At 72.0% G+C, this 16928-nt stretch carries 15 protein-coding genes; 7 read left to right on the top strand and 8 right to left on the bottom strand.

The features are described 5' to 3' along the window. Positions 1-53 precede the first annotated feature (53 nt). Both ACZ4XD_RS22320 and ACZ4XD_RS22315 read left to right on the top strand, forming a co-directional pair. Positions 54-893, top strand: a complete 840-nt coding sequence (locus ACZ4XD_RS22320) for a helix-turn-helix domain-containing protein (RefSeq protein WP_468044593.1) — start codon at positions 54-56, stop codon at positions 891-893. After that, positions 890-1099 (top strand): DUF397 domain-containing protein, encoded by a 210-nt coding sequence (locus ACZ4XD_RS22315; RefSeq protein ID WP_468044591.1) that lies wholly within the window; start codon positions 890-892, stop codon positions 1097-1099. The genes ACZ4XD_RS22320 and ACZ4XD_RS22315 overlap by 4 nt, the downstream gene beginning before the upstream one ends. Before the next feature lie 231 nt (positions 1100-1330). On the opposite strand, the gene ACZ4XD_RS22310 is transcribed toward ACZ4XD_RS22315, so the two are convergent. From ACZ4XD_RS22310 to hydA, 3 genes are all read right to left on the bottom strand, one after another. Further along, positions 1331-2884, bottom strand: coding sequence for an NCS1 family nucleobase:cation symporter-1 (locus ACZ4XD_RS22310; RefSeq protein WP_468044589.1), 1554 nt, complete (start codon positions 2882-2884; stop codon positions 1331-1333). Positions 2885-3013: 129 nt separating this feature from the next. Further along, entirely contained in the window at positions 3014-4015 is a 1002-nt protein-coding gene (locus ACZ4XD_RS22305) for a TIGR03842 family LLM class F420-dependent oxidoreductase (protein WP_468044587.1), read from the bottom strand. An 11-nt stretch (positions 4016-4026) separates the two neighbouring features. Continuing rightward, the gene (gene hydA, locus ACZ4XD_RS22300; protein ID WP_042161308.1) at positions 4027-5433 is read right to left on the bottom strand and encodes a dihydropyrimidinase; all 1407 of its coding nucleotides are present in this window, start codon (positions 5431-5433) and stop codon (positions 4027-4029) included. Positions 5434-5805: 372 nt separating this feature from the next. On the opposite strand from hydA, the gene ACZ4XD_RS22295 reads away from it, so the two are divergent. Then, complete coding sequence (locus ACZ4XD_RS22295) at positions 5806-6690, top strand: ABC transporter substrate-binding protein (RefSeq protein ID WP_468044585.1); 885 nt, start codon at positions 5806-5808, stop codon at positions 6688-6690. Positions 6691-6801: 111 nt separating this feature from the next. Here the strand turns inward: ACZ4XD_RS22295 and ACZ4XD_RS22290 are convergent, their stop codons facing one another. After that, on the bottom strand, positions 6802-8115 hold the full coding sequence (locus ACZ4XD_RS22290; protein ID WP_468044583.1) for an aspartate aminotransferase family protein: 1314 nt from the start codon (positions 8113-8115) through the stop codon (positions 6802-6804). After that, complete coding sequence (locus tag ACZ4XD_RS22285) at positions 8112-8954, bottom strand: nitrilase-related carbon-nitrogen hydrolase (RefSeq protein ID WP_468044581.1); 843 nt, start codon at positions 8952-8954, stop codon at positions 8112-8114. Before ACZ4XD_RS22285 ends, ACZ4XD_RS22290 begins: the two co-directional genes overlap by 4 nt. A gap of 39 nt (positions 8955-8993) precedes the next feature. Between ACZ4XD_RS22285 and ACZ4XD_RS22280 the strand changes: the two genes are divergently transcribed. Continuing rightward, positions 8994-9248, top strand: a complete 255-nt coding sequence (locus tag ACZ4XD_RS22280) for a hypothetical protein (RefSeq protein WP_468044579.1) — start codon at positions 8994-8996, stop codon at positions 9246-9248. A gap of 39 nt (positions 9249-9287) precedes the next feature. Here ACZ4XD_RS22280 and ACZ4XD_RS22275 read toward each other — a convergent pair whose 3' ends face one another. Further along, on the bottom strand, positions 9288-10775 hold the full coding sequence (locus ACZ4XD_RS22275) for an amidase (protein WP_468044577.1): 1488 nt from the start codon (positions 10773-10775) through the stop codon (positions 9288-9290). 172 nt (positions 10776-10947) lie between these two features. Beyond that, a complete protein-coding gene (ggt, locus tag ACZ4XD_RS22270; RefSeq protein ID WP_468044575.1) occupies positions 10948-12780 on the bottom strand; it encodes a gamma-glutamyltransferase in 1833 nt (610 codons plus the stop codon). A 229-nt stretch (positions 12781-13009) separates the two neighbouring features. Here ggt and ACZ4XD_RS22265 point away from each other — a divergent pair, with 229 nt between their 5' ends. Together ACZ4XD_RS22265 and ACZ4XD_RS22260 are read left to right on the top strand one after the other, a co-directional pair. After that, complete coding sequence (locus tag ACZ4XD_RS22265; RefSeq protein ID WP_468044573.1) at positions 13010-13753, top strand: hypothetical protein; 744 nt, start codon at positions 13010-13012, stop codon at positions 13751-13753. 281 nt (positions 13754-14034) lie between these two features. Beyond that, positions 14035-14901: a polysaccharide deacetylase family protein gene (locus ACZ4XD_RS22260; RefSeq protein WP_468044571.1), complete on the top strand. Its 867-nt coding sequence runs from the start codon at positions 14035-14037 to the stop codon at positions 14899-14901. Between the two features lie 353 nt (positions 14902-15254). Here the strand turns inward: ACZ4XD_RS22260 and ACZ4XD_RS22255 are convergent, their stop codons facing one another. After that, entirely contained in the window at positions 15255-15992 is a 738-nt protein-coding gene (locus tag ACZ4XD_RS22255) for an SDR family NAD(P)-dependent oxidoreductase (protein WP_423604273.1), read from the bottom strand. 217 nt (positions 15993-16209) lie between these two features. Between ACZ4XD_RS22255 and ACZ4XD_RS22250 the strand changes: the two genes are divergently transcribed. Beyond that, on the top strand, positions 16210-16863 hold the full coding sequence (locus tag ACZ4XD_RS22250) for a class I SAM-dependent methyltransferase (RefSeq protein ID WP_468044569.1): 654 nt from the start codon (positions 16210-16212) through the stop codon (positions 16861-16863). Positions 16864-16928: the final 65 nt, after the last annotated feature.

Genomic DNA, 16928 nt, shown 5'->3' with positions numbered 1-16928 from the left:
GGCATAAATGACGCGACGACCGCACGTGACCAGGTCAATGGTCAGGGGGAGTTATGGACCTTACCGGGGGCGCAGAGGACGCCGAGGGCGAAAACGAACCACGCAAGCAATTCGCCGAAGAGTGCCGGAGCGCAAGGGAGCTGTACCCGGACGCGCCGCTGAACCAGACGCAACTGGCGAAGCTGGTCCGCACGTCAAAGAGCACCATCAGCCGCGTGGAGACATGCGTGGGGCCGATCCCTCCGGACCTCCCAGCCCGGCTGGACCAGGTCTTTTCGACAGACGGATTGTTCAAGCGGCTCTACGAAGAGATCACCGCCCAATCGTTCCCGGTGCATTCCCGCCGACGAATCGAGCTGGAGCCAAAGGCGGTCAGCATCTCCGAATGGTCGCCCACGGTGGTGCCTGGACTCCTTCAGACGGCGCCGTACGCGCGGGCCCTTCTCCGCGAGGGCGACCCGCGGGCCAGTGATGAAGAAGTGGCCACGCTGGTCCGGGCACGAATGGCAAGACAGGAAGTACTGAAGGGCACTTCCCCGCCGGACTTCTCCGTGGTCATCTGTGAGTCCGTGCTTCGGCGGAACGTCGGAGGCCCGGACGTGATGCGGGAACAGCTCTCCGCGTTGCTCGCCCACGGCTCCCAGCGAACCACCGTGCTACAGGTGATGCCGCTATCGGCGGAGACTCACGGGCTCATGGACGGTTCCATGTCCATCCTGACCACCCCGGACGACCCGCCCGTGATCTACACGGAGGGCGTCAGATCGGGGACCATCATCGATGATCCCTCCACGGTGCGGCTCCTCTCCCGGTCCTACGATGTACTCACCGCTTCAGCCCTCTCGCGTGACACGTCAGCCCGGATGATCCAACAGCTTATGGAGGCATCGTGACCCCCCTGATACACCCATGGGTCAAGTCCAGCTACAGCAGCCAAGACGGTGGCAACTGCCTGGAGTGGTCCCCGGCTCATGCAGGTGCCCACGGCACCGTTCCCGTCCGGGACAGCAAAGACCCCAACGGGCCGGCCCTGATGTTCGATCCGGCAGCTTGGTCAGCGTTCGTCGCCGAGGTACAGGCCGGGGACTTCCCCGCGTAAGCGCCTACGCCGACACACAGATGCCCCTCCCGGATACCGGGAGGGGCCTCTGTGCGCTTGTGGAGTGGCCGGGTGTAGTGGCCAGCAGCCGGGGTCCCCCTTGTAGCCGACAACTGCCCTGAGTCGAGGGGTATTCCGACGTTCCCCGACCCGGGCGAGGGCGGGGCCGGAGCCCCGGTGGGGCGGGGCCGGGGCTGCCGATAGGCGGGGCCGGAGCCCCGGTGGGGCGGTTCAGGCCGCCCGGCTTCCGTGCCTGGGCGCCGTAGTCATGAGCAAGGTGTAGAGGGCCAGCGCGACGCCGAGGCCCACCGCCCAGCCATAGTCGGCCAGGGGCTGGAGGAACGGGATCAGGCCATCGGCCGGGAAAGGCCCCTTGCCGGGCTGCGAGTAGGAGCCGCCCACCGCCAGCAGTCCGCCGGCGACGAAGGCGAGGACGGCCCGCCAGTTCCAGCCGGCGGTGTACCAGTAGCGGCCGCCGGGGCGGTAGAGCTCGGCGAGGTCGAGGACGGTACGGCGGATGATCCAGTAGTCGGCGATGAGGATGCCGGCGACGGTGCCGAGCAGTCCGCCGACCACCCCGAGCCAGGTGAAGATGTACAGCTCGGGGGTGGCGGTGAGCTTCCACGGCAGGATGATCACGCCGACCACACCGGTGATCAGCGCGCCCGTACGGAAGTTGATGAATTTCGGCGCCAGATGGGCCAGGTCATAGGCGGGCGAGACGACATTGGCCGCGATATTGACGGAGATGGTCGCGATCAGGACGGTGACCAGTGCGAAGAGCAGGCCGAAGACATTGTCGGCCTTGCCGGCCAGCGCGACCGGGTCCCAGATCGGCGCCCCGTACACCGCCTGCGAACCCGAGGTGACCAGTACGGAGAGCAGGGCGAACGCCGTCATGGTGGTCGGCAGCCCCAGGGACTGCCCCCATACCTGGGCCCGCTGACCGGCCCCGAAGCGGGTGAAGTCGGGGATGTTCAGCGACAGGGTCGCCCAGAAACCGATCATCCCCATGAGGGACGGGAAGAAGACCGGCCAGAAGTCCTCGCCCCAGCCCAGGGCGCTCGGCTGGTCCAGCAGCGGGCCGAACCCGCCCGCCTTGGCGGCCATCCATCCGAGCAGCGCCAGCGCACCGACGAGGACGAAGGGCGCGGCCCAGTTCTCGAAGCGGCGCAGGGTCTCCATGCCCCGGAGGATGATGGCGAGTTCGAGGGCCCAGAAGACCAGGAAGCAGAGCCACAGCGTCCAGGGGTAGCCGGCGATCTCCGTCGCCCCGGCCCAGTCGCCGCCGAAGATCTTGCCCAGCAGGACGTAGATGCCCTGGCCGCCGATCCAGGTCTGGATGCCGAACCAGCAGCAGGCCACGGCGGCCCGCACCAGCGCCGGCAGGTTGGCGCCGCGCAGTCCGAACGAGGCCCGCGCGAGGACCGGGAAGGGGATGCCGTACTTGGGGCCGGCGTGCCCGGTCAGCAGCATCGGGACCAGCACGACGAGGTTCGCCAGCGCGATGGTGAAGACCGCCTGCTTCCAGTCCATACCGAGCGCTACCAGGCCGGAGGCGAGGGTCCAGGAGGGGATGTTGTGGGCCATGCCGACCCACAGGGCGGCGAAGTTGTAGGTGGTCCAGCGGCGTTCGGCCAGCGGCACGGGGTAAAGATCGGCGTTGACGTACCGGCCGTGCGCGGCGATGACACCCGGCGCCGGTTCGACGCGGCCGTCCGGTGCGGTGATCTGGTCCGTGGGCGTTATGGGGAGCTCCGGCGGCACGGGTGAGGTCGCGGGCATGCGGGGACCTTTCGTCCGGATGCGGGCCGCCGGTCGCCGGGCGGCGCGGCGGTGGCACGGTCACCGCGCCCGGCCGACGGGCCGGGGCGGCGCGCGCGGGGCCGCGACGCGCCTGCTCCCGGGGCCCGTTCAGTCGGCGAACGCGGGAAGGATCTCTGCTCCGTAGGCGTCGATGGTGGATTCCTTGGCGTCGTGCATGGCGTAGAGCGCGAACTGGTCCACGCCCAGCGCCTGGAGCTGCCGCAGCTTCTCCCTGTGCGCGGCGACCGGGCCGAGCAGGCAGAAGCGGTCGACGACCGCGTCCGACACGAAGCCCGCGTCGGGGTTGCCCGACCGGCCGTGGTGGGCGTAGTCGTAGCTCTCCCGGGACGCGATGTACGCGGTCAGCTCGTCCGGCACCATGCCGGAGTGCTCGCCATAGCGTGCGACGAGGTCGGCGACGTGGTTGCCGACCATGCCGCCGAACCAGCGGCACTGCTCGCGGGCGTGGTCCAGGTCGTCGCCCACATAAGCCGGTGCGGCGACACAGATCGTCACCTCGGCCGGATCGCGGCCGGCGTCCACCGCGGCCTTCCGCACCGCCTTGATCATCCATTCGGTGAGGAAGGGGTCGGCCAGCTGGAGGATGAAGCCGTCGGCCAGCTCGCCGGCCATGGCCAGGGCCTTGGGCCCGTAGGCGGCCATCCACACCGGGAGCTTGCCGTTCTTGATCCAGGGGATCTTGATCCGGTGGTCGCCGACGTACGCCTCCCGGCCCTCGGCCAGATCGCGGATGACGCCGATCGACTCGCCCAGCCGGGCCAGGGTGTTGGGCGGGCGCCCGGCCACCCGCATCGCGGAGTCGCCGCGCCCGATGCCGCAGACGGTGCGGTTGCCGTACATCTCGTTGAGGGTGGCGAAGGTGGAGGCGGTGACCTCGGGGGTGCGGGTGGAGGGGTTGGTGACCATCGGGCCGACGATCAGCCGCTCGGTGTGTTCCAGCACCCGGCTGTAGATGACGAACGGTTCCTGCCACAGGACGGCCGAGTCGAAGGTCCAGCCGTAGCGGAAACCGTTGCGCTCGGCGCGGCGCATCAGGGACACAACGGCGGAAGCGGGCGGGTCGGCCTGCAGGACAAGTCCGAAGTCCACAGCGGCACTCCTTAGATGAGGTACTGGCAGGTGCCGCGCGGGATGTACTGGCCGTGTCCCGCGCGTCCGGTGAACTCCCGCCGGTCGAGGACGAGTTCGCCCCGCGAGAGCACGGTTTCGACCTGCCCGGTGAGGCGTTTGCCCTCGTAGGGCGAGTAGTCGACGTTCATGTGGTGGGTCTCGGCGGAGACGGTCTGCTGGGCGGTGGGGTCGTAGATGACGAGGTCGGCGTCGGAGCCGGGGGCGAGGGTGCCCTTCTTCGGATAGAGGCCGAACATCCGGGCCGGGGTGGCACAGGCGATCTCGATCCAGCGGCGGCGGCTGATCCGGCCCTCCACGACGCCTTGGTGGAGGAGGTCCATCCGGTTCTCCACGCCCGGCATCCCGTTGGGGATCTTGGAGAAGTCGCCGCGGCCGAGCTCCTTCTGTCCCTGGAAGCAGAACGGGCAGTGGTCGGTGGAGACCACCTGGAGGTCGTTGGTGCGCAGCCCCCGCCACAGCGCCGCCTGGTGCTCGCGCGGCCGCAGCGGCGTGGAGCACACGTACTTGGCGCCCTCGAAGTCCGGCTCGGCGAGGTTGTCGGTGGACAGGAACAGATACTGCGGGCAGGTCTCACCGAAGACGTTCAGGCCCTTGTCGCGGGCCTGGGCGATCTCGGCGAGGGCTTCCTCGGCGGAGACATGGACGACATAGAGCGGGGCGCCGGCCACCCGCGCCAGCTGGATGGTGCGATGCGTGGCCTCGGCCTCCAGGAGGACCCGGCGGACCTCGCCGTGGTAGCGCGGGTCGGTGCGGCCCTCGGCCAGCGCCTGTTCGACGAGGACGTCGATGGCGATGCCGTTCTCGGCGTGCATCATGATCAGCCCGCCGTTGCCGGCGGACTGCTGCATGGCGCGCAGGATCTGCCCGTCGTCGCTGTAGAAGACGCCGGGATAGGCGGTGAAGAGCTTGAACGAGGTGACGCCTTCCGCCACCAGGAGGTCCATCTCCTTGAGGGTGTGCTCGTTGACGTCCGAGAGGATCATGTGGAACGCGTAGTCGATGGCGCACTGGGCGTCGGACTTGGCGTGCCAGGCGTCCAGGCCGGCCCGGAGCGACTTGCCGCGGGACTGGACCGCGAAGTCGATGAGGGTGGTGGTGCCGCCCCAGGCCGCGGCGCGGGTCCCGGTCTCGAAGTTGTCGGAGGAGAAGGTCCCGCCGAAGGGGAAGTCCAGATGGGTGTGCGCGTCGACGCCCCCTGGGATGACGTATTTCCCGGTGGCGTCCAGGACACGGTCCGCCGCCCCGGCCCAGCCGTCCGCCGTGTGACTGCCGTGTGCCGCGAGGGCGGCGACCCGGCCGTCCTCCACCAGGACATCGGCGTGGACCTCATCGGCGGCGGTGATCACCAGTCCGTTCTGTACGACCGTACGGCTCACAATCCTGCTCCCTTCCACACCAGCGACATCGGCGGCACGGGAAGGCGGAGCTCGACGCGCACCATCCCCCCGGCAGGTCTGCTCCGCTGACGCCACGCCACAACCGGTCTACACCCGTAGATCACGGTCGAGAAGGAGACCGTAGAAGCATGTCACCCACGGTGGCAATACCGTGACCGTTAATCAGCGGAGACGTTCGTGTTGCACCGACGATCAGCTGGACGGTTCAACGCGGGGCATCGGGGCCAGGGGGCGTAGTACCCGCAGGAGGGGTGCGGGAGTGACGCGATGGGCAGGTATGCGCCGAACCGGCGGGCGAACCTGGCGGGCGGCCCGGCATTCTGACGGACGATTCGGAAAGGCGGCGGGCTCATGGAGCAGAGCACACCGTGGGAGTTCTCCGACGACCGGGGGCGACTGGCGGTGGCCGGCGTCCGGCCGCTGCGGATCGTGGCGTATATACAGGCGGGGGCGACGCTGTGGGACCACGGCATACGCCCCGTGGGGCTCTTCGGTTCCCAGCACGACGGCGCCGCCCCCGACCCCGCCAAGGCCGGTGAACTGCCGCTCGCGGAGATCGGCTACATCGGTTCGGGCGGCGCGCTGCACCCTGACACCCTGCTGGAGGCGGCACCGGACCTCGTGGTGGCCGTGACCTATGACGGCGAGCAGGTCTACGGGCTGGAGCAGAAGACCGCCCTGGAGCTGGAGACACAGGTCCCGGTCGCCACCGTCGCGGTGGGCCCCGGCCGGAGCCTGGCCGGGGTGCGCGAGCGGTTCGCGGCGCTCGCCGGATCGCTCGGCCGCGGCGAACCCCTGGTCCGGGCACGGGAGTTGGACGCCGCGGAGGACGCCCTGCGGCAGGCGACCGGCGGCGCCGTACGGCCGCGGGTACTGGCGCTGTCGCCCGCGGGCCCGGAGCGGGTGCATCTGGCCCGGCCCAGCTCCTGGCCGGATCTGCGGGCGCTGACCGAGCACGGTGTGGGGTTGCTGGAGCCGGCCGGGGGCGCCGGGGTGAACTGGTCCACCGTCGGCTGGGCGGACGCCGCGGCGATGGCGCCGGACATCGTGCTGATGGACGTACGGGCCAATGCCGCCCGGCCCGAACAGCTCCGGTCCCACGCCCACTGGCGCGCGATCGAGGCCCGGTCCCGGCTGCTGCCGTGGAATCCGGAGGCCCCGTGCAGCCGGCGCGCCCACACCCGCTTCTTCACCCTGGTGGCCGACACGGTGCGGGAGACCGCCGGGGCCGCCTGAGGCGTGTCAGCCGCTCCGGTCCGGGCCCGCGTCGTCCGGTCCGCCCTCCCCCGCGGGCATCGGCCGGGCCGGGGACTCGCGCCCGGCGAAGCCCCCGGCCACAGCCGTCCCCTACGCCGGAGCCAGCTGCCCCTGCGCCGCCCGCAGTGCGTCCGCCAGCAGATCCGCGCCTTCTTCCGCCTCGGCGATGGTCAGCGTCATCGGGGGTGCGATGCGCAGTGAGGCGCCGCCCTGGCCGCCCTTGCCGATCAGCAGGCCGCGTTCGCGGGCGGCTTCCAGGACCAGGGAGGCGGCCTCCGGCGAGCGCTCGTCGGTACCGGGGCGGACCAGTTCGATGCCGATCATCAGGCCGCGGCCGCGCACTTCCCGGACCAGATCGAGGCCGGCCGCGACCGCCCGCAGCCGCTCGATGAGCAGGCCGCCGACCCGCCGGGCGTTGCCCTGGAGATCGTGTTCCAGGAGGTAGCCGAGGTTGGCCAGGCCCGCGGCCATGGTGACCGGGCTGCCGCCGAAGGTGGAGATGGAGTTCGCGGAGAGCGAGTCCATCACCTCGGCGCGGGCCACCACCCCGCCGATGGACATCCCGTTGCCGATGCCCTTGGCGAAGGTCAGCATGTCGGGCGGGCCGTTGTCGGCGTGCGCCTGCCAGCCCCAGAAGTGGTCGCCGGTACGGCCCCAGCCGGTCTGCACCTCGTCGCTGATCCAGAGGATGCCGTGCCGGGCGAGCACCTCGCGGAACGCGGCGTACAGGCCGTCCGGCGGCATGGTGAATCCGCCGACGCCCTGCACCGGTTCGGCGATCAGCGCGGCGACGCCGCCCGCGGTCTGCTGGAGCATGTCCTCCAGGTCGGCGACGCAGGCCGCGGTGTACGCACTGTCGCTCAGCCCGGCGTACGGGCCGCGGCTGCGCACCCCGCCGTGGATGTAGAGCGTCTGGAGGGGCGAGAGGCTGGTGGGTGACCAGCTCTGGTTGCCGGTGATACCGACGGTGGAGAAGGACCGGCCGTGGTAGCTGTTGCGCATCGCCAGGACCTGGTTGGAGCTGCGGTACGTGGTGGCCAGGAGGAGCGCGGCGTCGTTGGCTTCCGTACCGGAGGTGGTGAAGAAGACCCGGGCGTCGGGGATGCCGGAGAGCGCCGCGATCCGTTCCGCCAGCTCGACCATGGGGCGCGAGAGGTAGAGCGTCGAGGTGTGGATGATCCGGCCGGCCTGTTCGGCGACGGCCTTGGTGACCTCGGGCAGCGCGTGCGCCGTCATGGTGGTGAGGATGCCGCCGAAGAAGTCGAGATAGCGGTTGCCCTCGGCGTCCCAGACGTGGCGGCCCTCGCCATGGGTGAGTTCGAGGGGCCGCTCGTAGTAGAGGCTCAGCCAGGAGGGGAGGACGGCTTGATGGCGGGCGTACAGGCCCGCGGGGTCGGGGGTCATGGCTGCACCAGCCCGTCGTAGGCGTCGGGGCGGCGATCGCGGTAGAAGGCCCACTGCTGCCGGACCTCGTCGATCATGCCGAAGTCGAGGTCGCGGATGACCAGTTCCTCCTTGGAGTCGCTGGCGACCTCGCCGACGAACTGGCCCCGGGGATCGACGAAGTAGCTGGTGCCGTAGAAGTCGTTGTCGCCGTACTCCTCGACGCCGACCCGGTTGATCGCCGCGATGAAGTACTCGTTGGCGACCGCGGCCGCGGGCTGCTCCAGCTGCCAGAGGTAGGCGGACAGGCCGCGGGAGGTGGCGGAGGGGTTGTAGACCAGCTGGGCGCCGTTGAGGCCCAACTGCCGCCAGCCCTCGGGGAAGTGGCGGTCGTAGCAGATATAGACGCCGACCTTGCCGACGGCGGTGTCGAAGACCGGCCAGCCGGCGTTCCCCGGCTTGAAGTAGTACTTCTCCCAGAAGCCCTTGACCTGCGGGATGTGGTGCTTGCGGTAGGTGCCCAGGACCGTGCCGTCGGCGTCGATGACGGCGGCGGTGTTGTAGTAGAAGCCGGACTGTTCGACCTCGAAGACGGGGACGACGATGACCATGCCGGTCTCGCGGGCCAGGTCCTGCATCCGCCGGACGGTCGGGCCGTCGGGCACCGGCTCGGCCCAGCGGTAGTGCTCGGGCTCCTGGACCTGGCAGAAGTACGGGGCGTTGAAGACTTCCTGGAAGCCGATCACCTTCGCGCCCTGCGCGGCGGCCGCTCTGGCGTACTCCTCATGCTTCGCGATCATCGATTCGGTGTCGCCGGTCCAGGTCGCCTGAACCAGTGCGGCACGCACAACATCGGCCATGAGCTGCTCCTTTGTCGATGCGTCAGCCTGCGCCCGCGCATGATCTACGCCGCGATCTACGCGTGTGGAGGTGACCGTAAGCCCCGTCACGGACCGTGGCAAGACCATCTCCACCGTGGCGCGTCCGGCGGCGCACCGCAGAATCGAAAGGACAACCACACCGGCGGCCCGGCCACCATCGCGGCGCCGGCCCGCGCCGAGCTGGTGCGTCCGCAGCCCATACGGCTGACCGCGGAGGAGCGGCAGACCCTGGAGACGGCGGCCGGGCTGATACGGCGGCTGATGCCTCAATGAGCGGGACCGTAGTCGGCGCGGCGCCGTCCGCCCCCGGGCTCAGGGGCGGACGCCCTCGTACGGCACCGGATGGCCGGCCGGCCGCCGCTCGTGCCAGCGCAGATCGTCCTGGAGCTGGGCGGCCAGCGAGATCAGCTGGGGCTCGCCGTGGGCCGGGCCGAGCAGCTGGGCGCCCAGCGGCAGGCCGTCGGCGCTGAACCCGGCGGGCACGCTCACGCCCGGCCAGCCGAGGACGTTCCAGGGCCAGGCGTACGGGCAGGCGGCGATCATGGCCTGATCCGTACGCCAGCCGCTGAGCTTGGCGAGGGTGCCGATGCGGGGCGGCGGGGTGGCCGTGGTCGGCGTCAGCAGGACGTCGTAGGGGCCGAACAGTGCGCCGATCCGCCGCTGTTGGCGCCGCTCGACGGCGCGCGCCCGGCGCAGTACGGGCCCGCCGAGCAGCCGCCCCATCCGCGCCGCCTCCCGCGTACGGCGGTCCAGCAGCGAACGGTCGGGGACCCGGTCCGCCCACTCCCCCACCCCGGCCGTGGCGCGCGGCACGAAGGCCAGCCCGACCAGCCCGTAGTCCGGCTCCGCCTCCTCGACGAAGTGCCCGAGGCGGGCCAGCGTGCGGGCCACACCGGTCACCGCGGCCCGCACGTCGGGGTGCAGCGGCTTGGGCGTGAAGGTGAAGGCCGCCTTCCAGGACAGCGCGATCCGCAGCCGTCCCGGGTCGCGGCCGGCGGCCTCGCGGGCCGCGATGGCGGGCGGCCGGTGCAGATCACCGTCGTGGTTGCCGCTGGCCACGTCCAGCAGCAGGGCCGCGTCCTCGACCGTACGGGCCAGCGGTCCGATGCCGGTGATCCCCTGGAAGGACTCGGGGTCCGGCCAGGTGGAGATGCGGCCGCGCTGGGGTTTGATGCCGACGAGGTGGGACCAGGCGGCGGGGATCCGGACCGAGCCGGCGCCGTCGGTGCCGAGGGCGGCGGGGACCAGCCCGGCCGCGACCGCGGCGGCCGAACCGCCGGACGAGCCGCCCGGCGTGTGGGCGAGGTTCCACGGGTTGCAGGTGTTGCCGAAGGCCGGGCCCTCGGTGAACGGCCACTGGCCCAGTTCGCAGGCGTTGGTCTTGCCGACGATGATGGCGCCGGCCGCCCGCAGCCTCCGGACGACCTCGGCGTCGCGCTCCTTGGGCGGGAATTCCCCGGCGCAGCCGAACGCGGTCGGCTCGCCCGCCACGTCGGTGTCGTCCTTGACCGCCACCGGCACCCCGAGCAGCGGCAGCCGCTCCCCGGCCGCCAGCCTGCGGTCGGCCTCAGCGGCCTCCGCCGGTGCCGCCTCGGCCCGTACCCGCCGGAAGGCGTTGACGGTGCCCTGGGTGGCCTCGATGCGCTCCAGCGACCGCCGTACCAGCGCGGTCGAGGTCACCCGGCCCTCGGCGAGCGCCCGCGCCTGCTCGGCGAGGCCTTCCAACTCGCCCGCCGTGGCATCGATGTGCCGGACCGGGACCTGCCCGGTCTCGCTGTCCTGGCTCTCGTCAACGCTCACGCTGCGTGCCCTCCCTGGGACCGCTCATTCGAACGAACGGTCCCAGGAGGCTAATCGCCACCGCCGTGACCATCAACGACGCCGCGCGGGGCGGTACATCGACGACACACGGACGGCACACAGCGGTCCGTCCGTGTCGGCGGTGTGACATCCCGCTCCCGTACCGCGGGCGTTACGACCGGTGCACGACCCTCGCCGAGCCGCCGCCGCGCCGTACCTTTTCGGCCGCGGCCAGCCAGCGGCCGTCCGGCAGCCGCTGGACGCCGGTCGCCGCGCCGATCTCCGGGTTCTCCTTGAAGGCGTGGCCGAGCGCTTCGAGTTGCCGGCGGACCGGGCTGTTCCACAGACCGGGTTCGAGCTCGGTCCGGGCCGCATTGCGCTGGCTGGCCCGCGGCGCGGCGATGGCCTCGACCAGCGGCATTCCGCGGTCGAGGTGGTTGGCCAGGGTCTGGAGCACGGTGGTGATGATGGTCGCGCCGCCGGGCGAGCCGAGTGCCACGACCGGCCGGCCGTGCCGCAGCACGATCGTCGGCGACATCGACGAGCGCGGCCGTTTGCCGGGGCCGGGCAGGTTCGGGTCGTGCACGGAGGCACTGGCCGGCGCGAAGGAGAAGTCGGTCAGCTCGTTGTTGAGCAGGAAGCCGCGGTGCGGGACGACGATGCCGCTGCCGCCGGTCTGCTCGATGGTCAGGGTGTAGGCGACGACATTGCCCCACTTGTCGGCGACGGTCAGATGGGTGGTGTTCTCGCCCTCGTAGGTCGTCGGCGCGGCCCGCCCGGCACCGGCGCAGCGCGCGGGGTGGCGCGGGTCGCCGGGCGCGAGCGGGCTGGTCAGCGCCTTGTCGTCGTGGATGAGGCAGGCGCGGGCGTCGGCGAACCGCTGGGAGGTCAGGGCCTTGGTCGGGACGTCCTCCTGTGCCGGGTCGCCGACCCAGCGGCCGCGGTCGGCGAAGGCGATCCGGGCGGCCTCGATGTAGCGGTGCAGGAACCGCTTCTCGCTCAGCCGGGAGAGATCGCTTCGCTCCAGGATGTTGAGCGCCTCGGCGACGCTGGTGCCGCCGGAGGAGGACGGCGCCATGCCGTAGACGTCCAGACCTCGGTAGCCGGTGCGGGTCGGCGCCTGGCTCAGCACCCGGTAGGCGCGCAGATCGCCCGCGGTCAGATCACCGGGCCGTACCGTGCGCGGGGAGCCGGCGCGCACCGGCGGTTTGCGGACCGTACGGACGATGTCCCGGGCCAGCGCGCCGTCGTAGAGCGCACCGGCGCCCTGGTGCGCCAACTCCCGGTATGTACGGGCCAGATCGGGGTTCTTCAGCGTCGAGCCGACCACCGGGAGCTTGCCGCCGGGGAGGTAGAGGCGGGCGGTCGCCGGGAAGTCGCGGAAGCGGGCTTCGTTGTCCGCGGTCTGTTGGCGGAAGGTCTCGTCGACCGTGAAGCCGCCCGCGGCCAGCCGCTGGGCGGGCCGCAGTACCTGGCGCAGGGACCGGCTGCCCCACTTGCGCAGGGCGGTGTCCCAGGTGGCGGCGGTACCCGGGGTGCCGACGCTCAGCCCGCTGGTGACGACGTCGTCGAACGGGAGGGGCTTGCCGTTCTCCAGGAAGAGGTCCTTGCCGGCGGAGCGCGGGGCGGTCTCCCGGCCGTCGAGGGTGCGTACGGTCCGGGTCCGGGCGTCGTAGGAGACGAAGTAGCCGCCGCCTCCGATGCCCGCGGAGTAGGGCTCGGTCACACCGAGGGCGGCGGCGGTGGCGACTGCCGCGTCGACGGCGTTGCCGCCCTTCCTGAGGACCTCGATACCGGCGGCCGAGGCATCCGGGTCGACGCTGGAGACGGCCCCGCCGTGGCCGACGGCGACCGGCGTCTTCTCCGGTGCGGCGGTGGTGGCGCCGTCCCGGTCGGCGGCGGGTGGCGCGGGCGCGGGGGATCCGGCGGCGGCCGGGACCGCCACCAAGGAGCCGGCCAGCGCGGCGGCCGCTCCCAGGACGGTGAGGCGTCGGGCTCTGGTCATACCGGGGTTTCCTCCCAGAGGGTGGCGGGGGGCGGCAGGGGCCCGGAGCCTACTCGCGGCAACAGTCCGCCGACAGAGGGCATTTCGGGCGCCAAGGCCCCCACGGAGGCAGGGATCAGCCACCCCTTTCCGTACGGATCAGGTATGCCCGTACGGACCGGGACAAGCCGTCCCAGGTGCCCGCCCCGCCCTCGAACGCACACCCGGAATGCCGCTACGCTCCCCGGCCATGGACGACACCCTGCTGCTCCTGACCGTGGCGGCCGCGGCCCTGATCGTGGGCCTGGCGGCGGGCTGGGCCGTGCAATCCGCGGTGACCCGCCGGAAGCTCACCCGCGAGCAAGGCTTCTTCGGGCTGCCGGACGGTTCGGAGTGCGTGCTGGTCACCCACCGGGACAGTTCCTCGGCCCACTGGAGCATCCCGCGCCATGACGCGCTGGCGCTGCTGGGGCTGGCCGCGGTGATCGAGAACTGCGGTGCGCATCCCGAGGTCGCCCCGCACGACACCGGCCTCCAGGGCTTCGGGGCGCGTACCGAGTTCTGTGTCGGCGACCCGACAGCGCACCGCCGGCTGGCGGCCCATCTGGCCAATCTGCTGCCGGGTGTCGCGGTGCACCCGGGAGACGAGTCCGGGATGGACCGCGGCACCTTCACGATCGGCGGCTCCACGTACCGGATGGAGCCCGGTGCCGTCGAGTATGTGCTGCTGGCCCGACTGACCGCCGGTGAGGGCGACCGTCCGGTGTTCCTGGCGGCCGGCCAGCGCCCGGTCACCCACCGGGCCGCGGTCCGCCATCTCGTCCGCAACCGGGCCAGGCTGACGCGTAAGCACGGCACCGACGGCCAGTTCTGTCTGTTGCTGAAGGTGGTCAACTCGCAGGCGTACGGACCCGATGTCGTCGAGCTGGTCGCCGATGTCACCAAGGCCGCGCTCACGGCCGCGGAGCCGAAGGGGCATCGGGCGGCGGCCTGAGCCCCAGGGGGACGGCGGTCCGGGCGCGGGCGGCGCGCCACCGCGCACCGTCCGGCGGACGGCCCGCCCTCATCCGCTTCGGCCTGCGGAAGGGGCTCACCGTCGGACACACCATGGGCCACCCGGCGGCGGGAGAGGGAGGCTCGCGGTCCGCGCCGCAGCGCGGCCGGTGCCCCCGGCGGCGGCCGCCGGCCGGCGGGTGCGAGCCGATCGGGTACGGAACCCGCCCGCCGCGGTGTCGTTGCCGCGCCCGCCGCGGGCCGCGTGAGAGCACGTGAAGGGTGGATGCCGATCAGCGCACGAACACCCGGCGGACGTTTCTCCGGGCCGCGGTCGTGATCGGTGCGCTCTCCGCCGTCCGGGCCCTGTTCTCCTCCGGCGGCGACGCTCCGGAGCCCGGCCCGCGGCAGCCGTCCCCGTCGCCCGCGCCGGAGCCCTCCGCGCCCGGGCCGCCGTCCGCCGAGCAGGCCGGTCCGGCGAGCGGCCCGGGGCCGTACCGGCTCCGCCCGATGGCCGGCGAGACCTCCCGCTCCGGGCCGGGCGCCTCACCCCCGCACCCCGAGGTCGCCTTCCATCTGTCCACCGACAGCCGGGAAGTCTTCCTCACCTTCGACGACGGGCCGCACCCCGCTCACACCCCCGACATCCTGCGGATCCTGCGCCGCCACGGCGCCCGCGCCACGTTCTTCGTGATCGGCGAGAACGCCATCGAGTTCCCGGGCCTGCTGCGCGCCATCGCCGACGACGGCCACGCCGTCGCCAACCACACCTGGTCCCATCCGCAGCTGACCACGCTGCCGCCGGGTGCCGTCCGCAGCGAGCTCGGCCACACCAGCGATCTGATCGAGGATGTCCTGGGGACCGCTCCCGACCTGGCGCGCGCCCCGTACGGCGACTGGGATGAGCCCTCGCTGGACATCTGCAACGCGCTGGGCATGTCCCCCGTCGGCTGGGCGGTCGACTCGCAGGACTGGACCCTGCCCGGGGCCGAGAACATCGCCTACACCGTGCTGGACCAGTTGCACCCCGGGGCGATCGTGCTGTCGCACGACGGGGGCGGCGAGCGCGGCCAGACCGTCGAGGCGCTGGGCTGGTATCTGCCGCGGCTGCTGGACGAGGGCTACCGCCCGGTCCGTATCGAGCCCTGACGGGGCCCGCGCGGGCCGGTGGGTCCGGCCACGGGTGAGAGAGGTCACCCGATGCGCCGGAAACCGACTCAATGGTTTATCGTTCAATTGGAAGCGCGTGCCGTCCCGACGGCGCCGCAGGGCCCGTCGCCGGCAAAGCCGGCCATCGCCGCACGGCAGCAGGCCCGGAGGCCACCACCGTCGCCGCCCGCGCCCCCCAAGACCGCCCCGGCCGAAATCCCCCGTTCGGCCGGGGCTTCCCCTTTCCCGGCGCAGACCTCAGCGCGGACTTCTCAGCGCGGTCGTTTCAGCGCAGACCTCTCAGTGCAGAGTCTCAGCACAGACTCTCAGCGCAGACTCCCGGCGCCGGATTCTCATCGCAGATGCGACGCCCCGTTGACGTCCAGTACCGCGCCGGAGGACCAGAGCGCCTCGGGCGAGGCGAGATAGTGGACGGCGGACGCCACATCCCCCGGCGCGGCGACCCGGCCGAACGGGCTCTGCTGCCGCACGTCCTCCGTGAGCCGGTCCGCGACCCGCTCGGTCTCCACGAACCCCGGGGCGACGGAGGCCACGCCGATGCCGTACGGCGCCAGGTGCACCGCCAACGACTGCCCCATCGCATGCAGCGCCGCCTTGGCCGCGCCGTACGCCGGGTGATCCGGCTCGCCGCGGAACGCCCCGCGCGAGCCGATATTGATGATCCGCCCCGCCACCTCCCGCTCGATCATGTTCCGCGCCGCGCAGTAGCTGACATGTGCCGCGCCCAGCAGATTCACGTCCACGACCTGCCGCCAGGCGCTCTGCCAGTCCTCGAACGAGGTGCGGTCCAGCGGGTGTGCCACATTCGCGGCGGCGTTGTTGACGAGCACATCGACACCGCCCAGCCCGTCCACCGCCGCGTCCACCAGCGCCGCCGCCCCCTCGGGCGTACTCACATCCCCCTGCACCAGCACATGCCCGCTCCCGGCCAGCCCCGCGTACGCCTCCTCCGCGGCCGCCCGCCGCGACGCGTAATGCAGCGCGACCCGGTCCCCGTGCGCGGCGAAGACCTCGGCCACCGCCCGCCCGATCCCCCGCGACGCCCCGGTCACCAGCACCGCCCGGCTCATCGGACGCCCTCCGCCCGGGCACCCGTACGACAGCAACAGCCGGAACACTCAAGGGACATACCGGGCTCCACAAGCACCCAGAAATGGTTCATCAACAGCTCGGTCCTCACCTCGTGCCGGCCACAAACGGTCGAAGGGAATCGTAAGGAGCTGGAGGTGGGCAGGGTAAGCGGATGGTTCGGAGGAGGCTGCGAGGGGCTGGGTCTAGGGTCGGTGGATGCCTTTCGACCACAACGACCACTACCACCGGCTGCTGTTACGGCAGCTGCCGCGGGACTGCCGCACCGCGCTCGACGTCGGGTGCGGGACCGGCCGGTTCGCGCGGCGGCTGGCGGGGCTGGGGCTCGATGTCCATGCGGTCGATCCGTCGGCCGAGGTCCTCGCCCAGGCCCGGGCCACAGCCGGGGACGCCGCGGACGGTGGCGCCGCGGACGGTGGCGGGCAGCCCCGCTATGAGCACGCGGACATCACCCGGCTGGAACTGCCCGACGGGCACTACGGGTTCTTCTCCTGCCTGGCGAGCCTGCATCACCTGCCCTTCGACACGGTCACCACACTGCGCCAGGCGCTCACTCCGGGTGGGGTGCTGGTCATCCTGGGCTGCTATGCGGAGAGGTCGCCGGCCGACTGGTGCTGGGGCCTGGCCGCGTCGCCGGTGAACGCGGTGGTCCGGCTCGCCGTCGCCGCCTCGGAGTGGCTCCGGCCGGCCGCTGCCACTCCGCTGAAGCCGCCCGTCGCGCCGCCGGACATGCCGCTGCCCCGCATCCGCCGGGAGGCCGCCGTGCTGCTCCCCGGGTGCCGGATCCGGCGGCTGCTCTTCTGGCGTTATCTGCTGGTGTTCCGCAACGACGCCTCCCCCGCGGGCGCTTGACACCGGGGCGCACCCGTTCGGCCGACACCCGTATTCCCCGGTGGGCATGCCGCGGCGGCGGAACC

It is taken from the genome of Streptomyces sp. NPDC029466 (assembly GCF_055574515.1).
This window is presented reverse-complemented; position numbering and strand designations above follow the sequence as displayed.

Coding starts and splice junctions, on each gene's coding strand:
- ggt (WP_468044575.1), bottom strand. CDS start 12,780: ATGACCAGAGCCCGACGCCTCACCGTCCTGGGAGCGGCCGCCGCGCTG.
- ACZ4XD_RS22285 (WP_468044581.1), bottom strand. CDS start 8,954: ATGGCCGATGTTGTGCGTGCCGCACTGGTTCAGGCGACCTGGACCGGC.
- ACZ4XD_RS22280 (WP_468044579.1), top strand. CDS start 8,994: ATGATCTACGCCGCGATCTACGCGTGTGGAGGTGACCGTAAGCCCCGT.
- ACZ4XD_RS22310 (WP_468044589.1), bottom strand. CDS start 2,884: ATGCCCGCGACCTCACCCGTGCCGCCGGAGCTCCCCATAACGCCCACG.
- ACZ4XD_RS22255 (WP_423604273.1), bottom strand. CDS start 15,992: ATGAGCCGGGCGGTGCTGGTGACCGGGGCGTCGCGGGGGATCGGGCGG.
- ACZ4XD_RS22290 (WP_468044583.1), bottom strand. CDS start 8,115: ATGACCCCCGACCCCGCGGGCCTGTACGCCCGCCATCAAGCCGTCCTC.
- ACZ4XD_RS22250 (WP_468044569.1), top strand. CDS start 16,210: ATGCCTTTCGACCACAACGACCACTACCACCGGCTGCTGTTACGGCAG.
- ACZ4XD_RS22265 (WP_468044573.1), top strand. CDS start 13,010: ATGGACGACACCCTGCTGCTCCTGACCGTGGCGGCCGCGGCCCTGATC.
- ACZ4XD_RS22295 (WP_468044585.1), top strand. CDS start 5,806: ATGGAGCAGAGCACACCGTGGGAGTTCTCCGACGACCGGGGGCGACTG.
- ACZ4XD_RS22320 (WP_468044593.1), top strand. CDS start 54: ATGGACCTTACCGGGGGCGCAGAGGACGCCGAGGGCGAAAACGAACCA.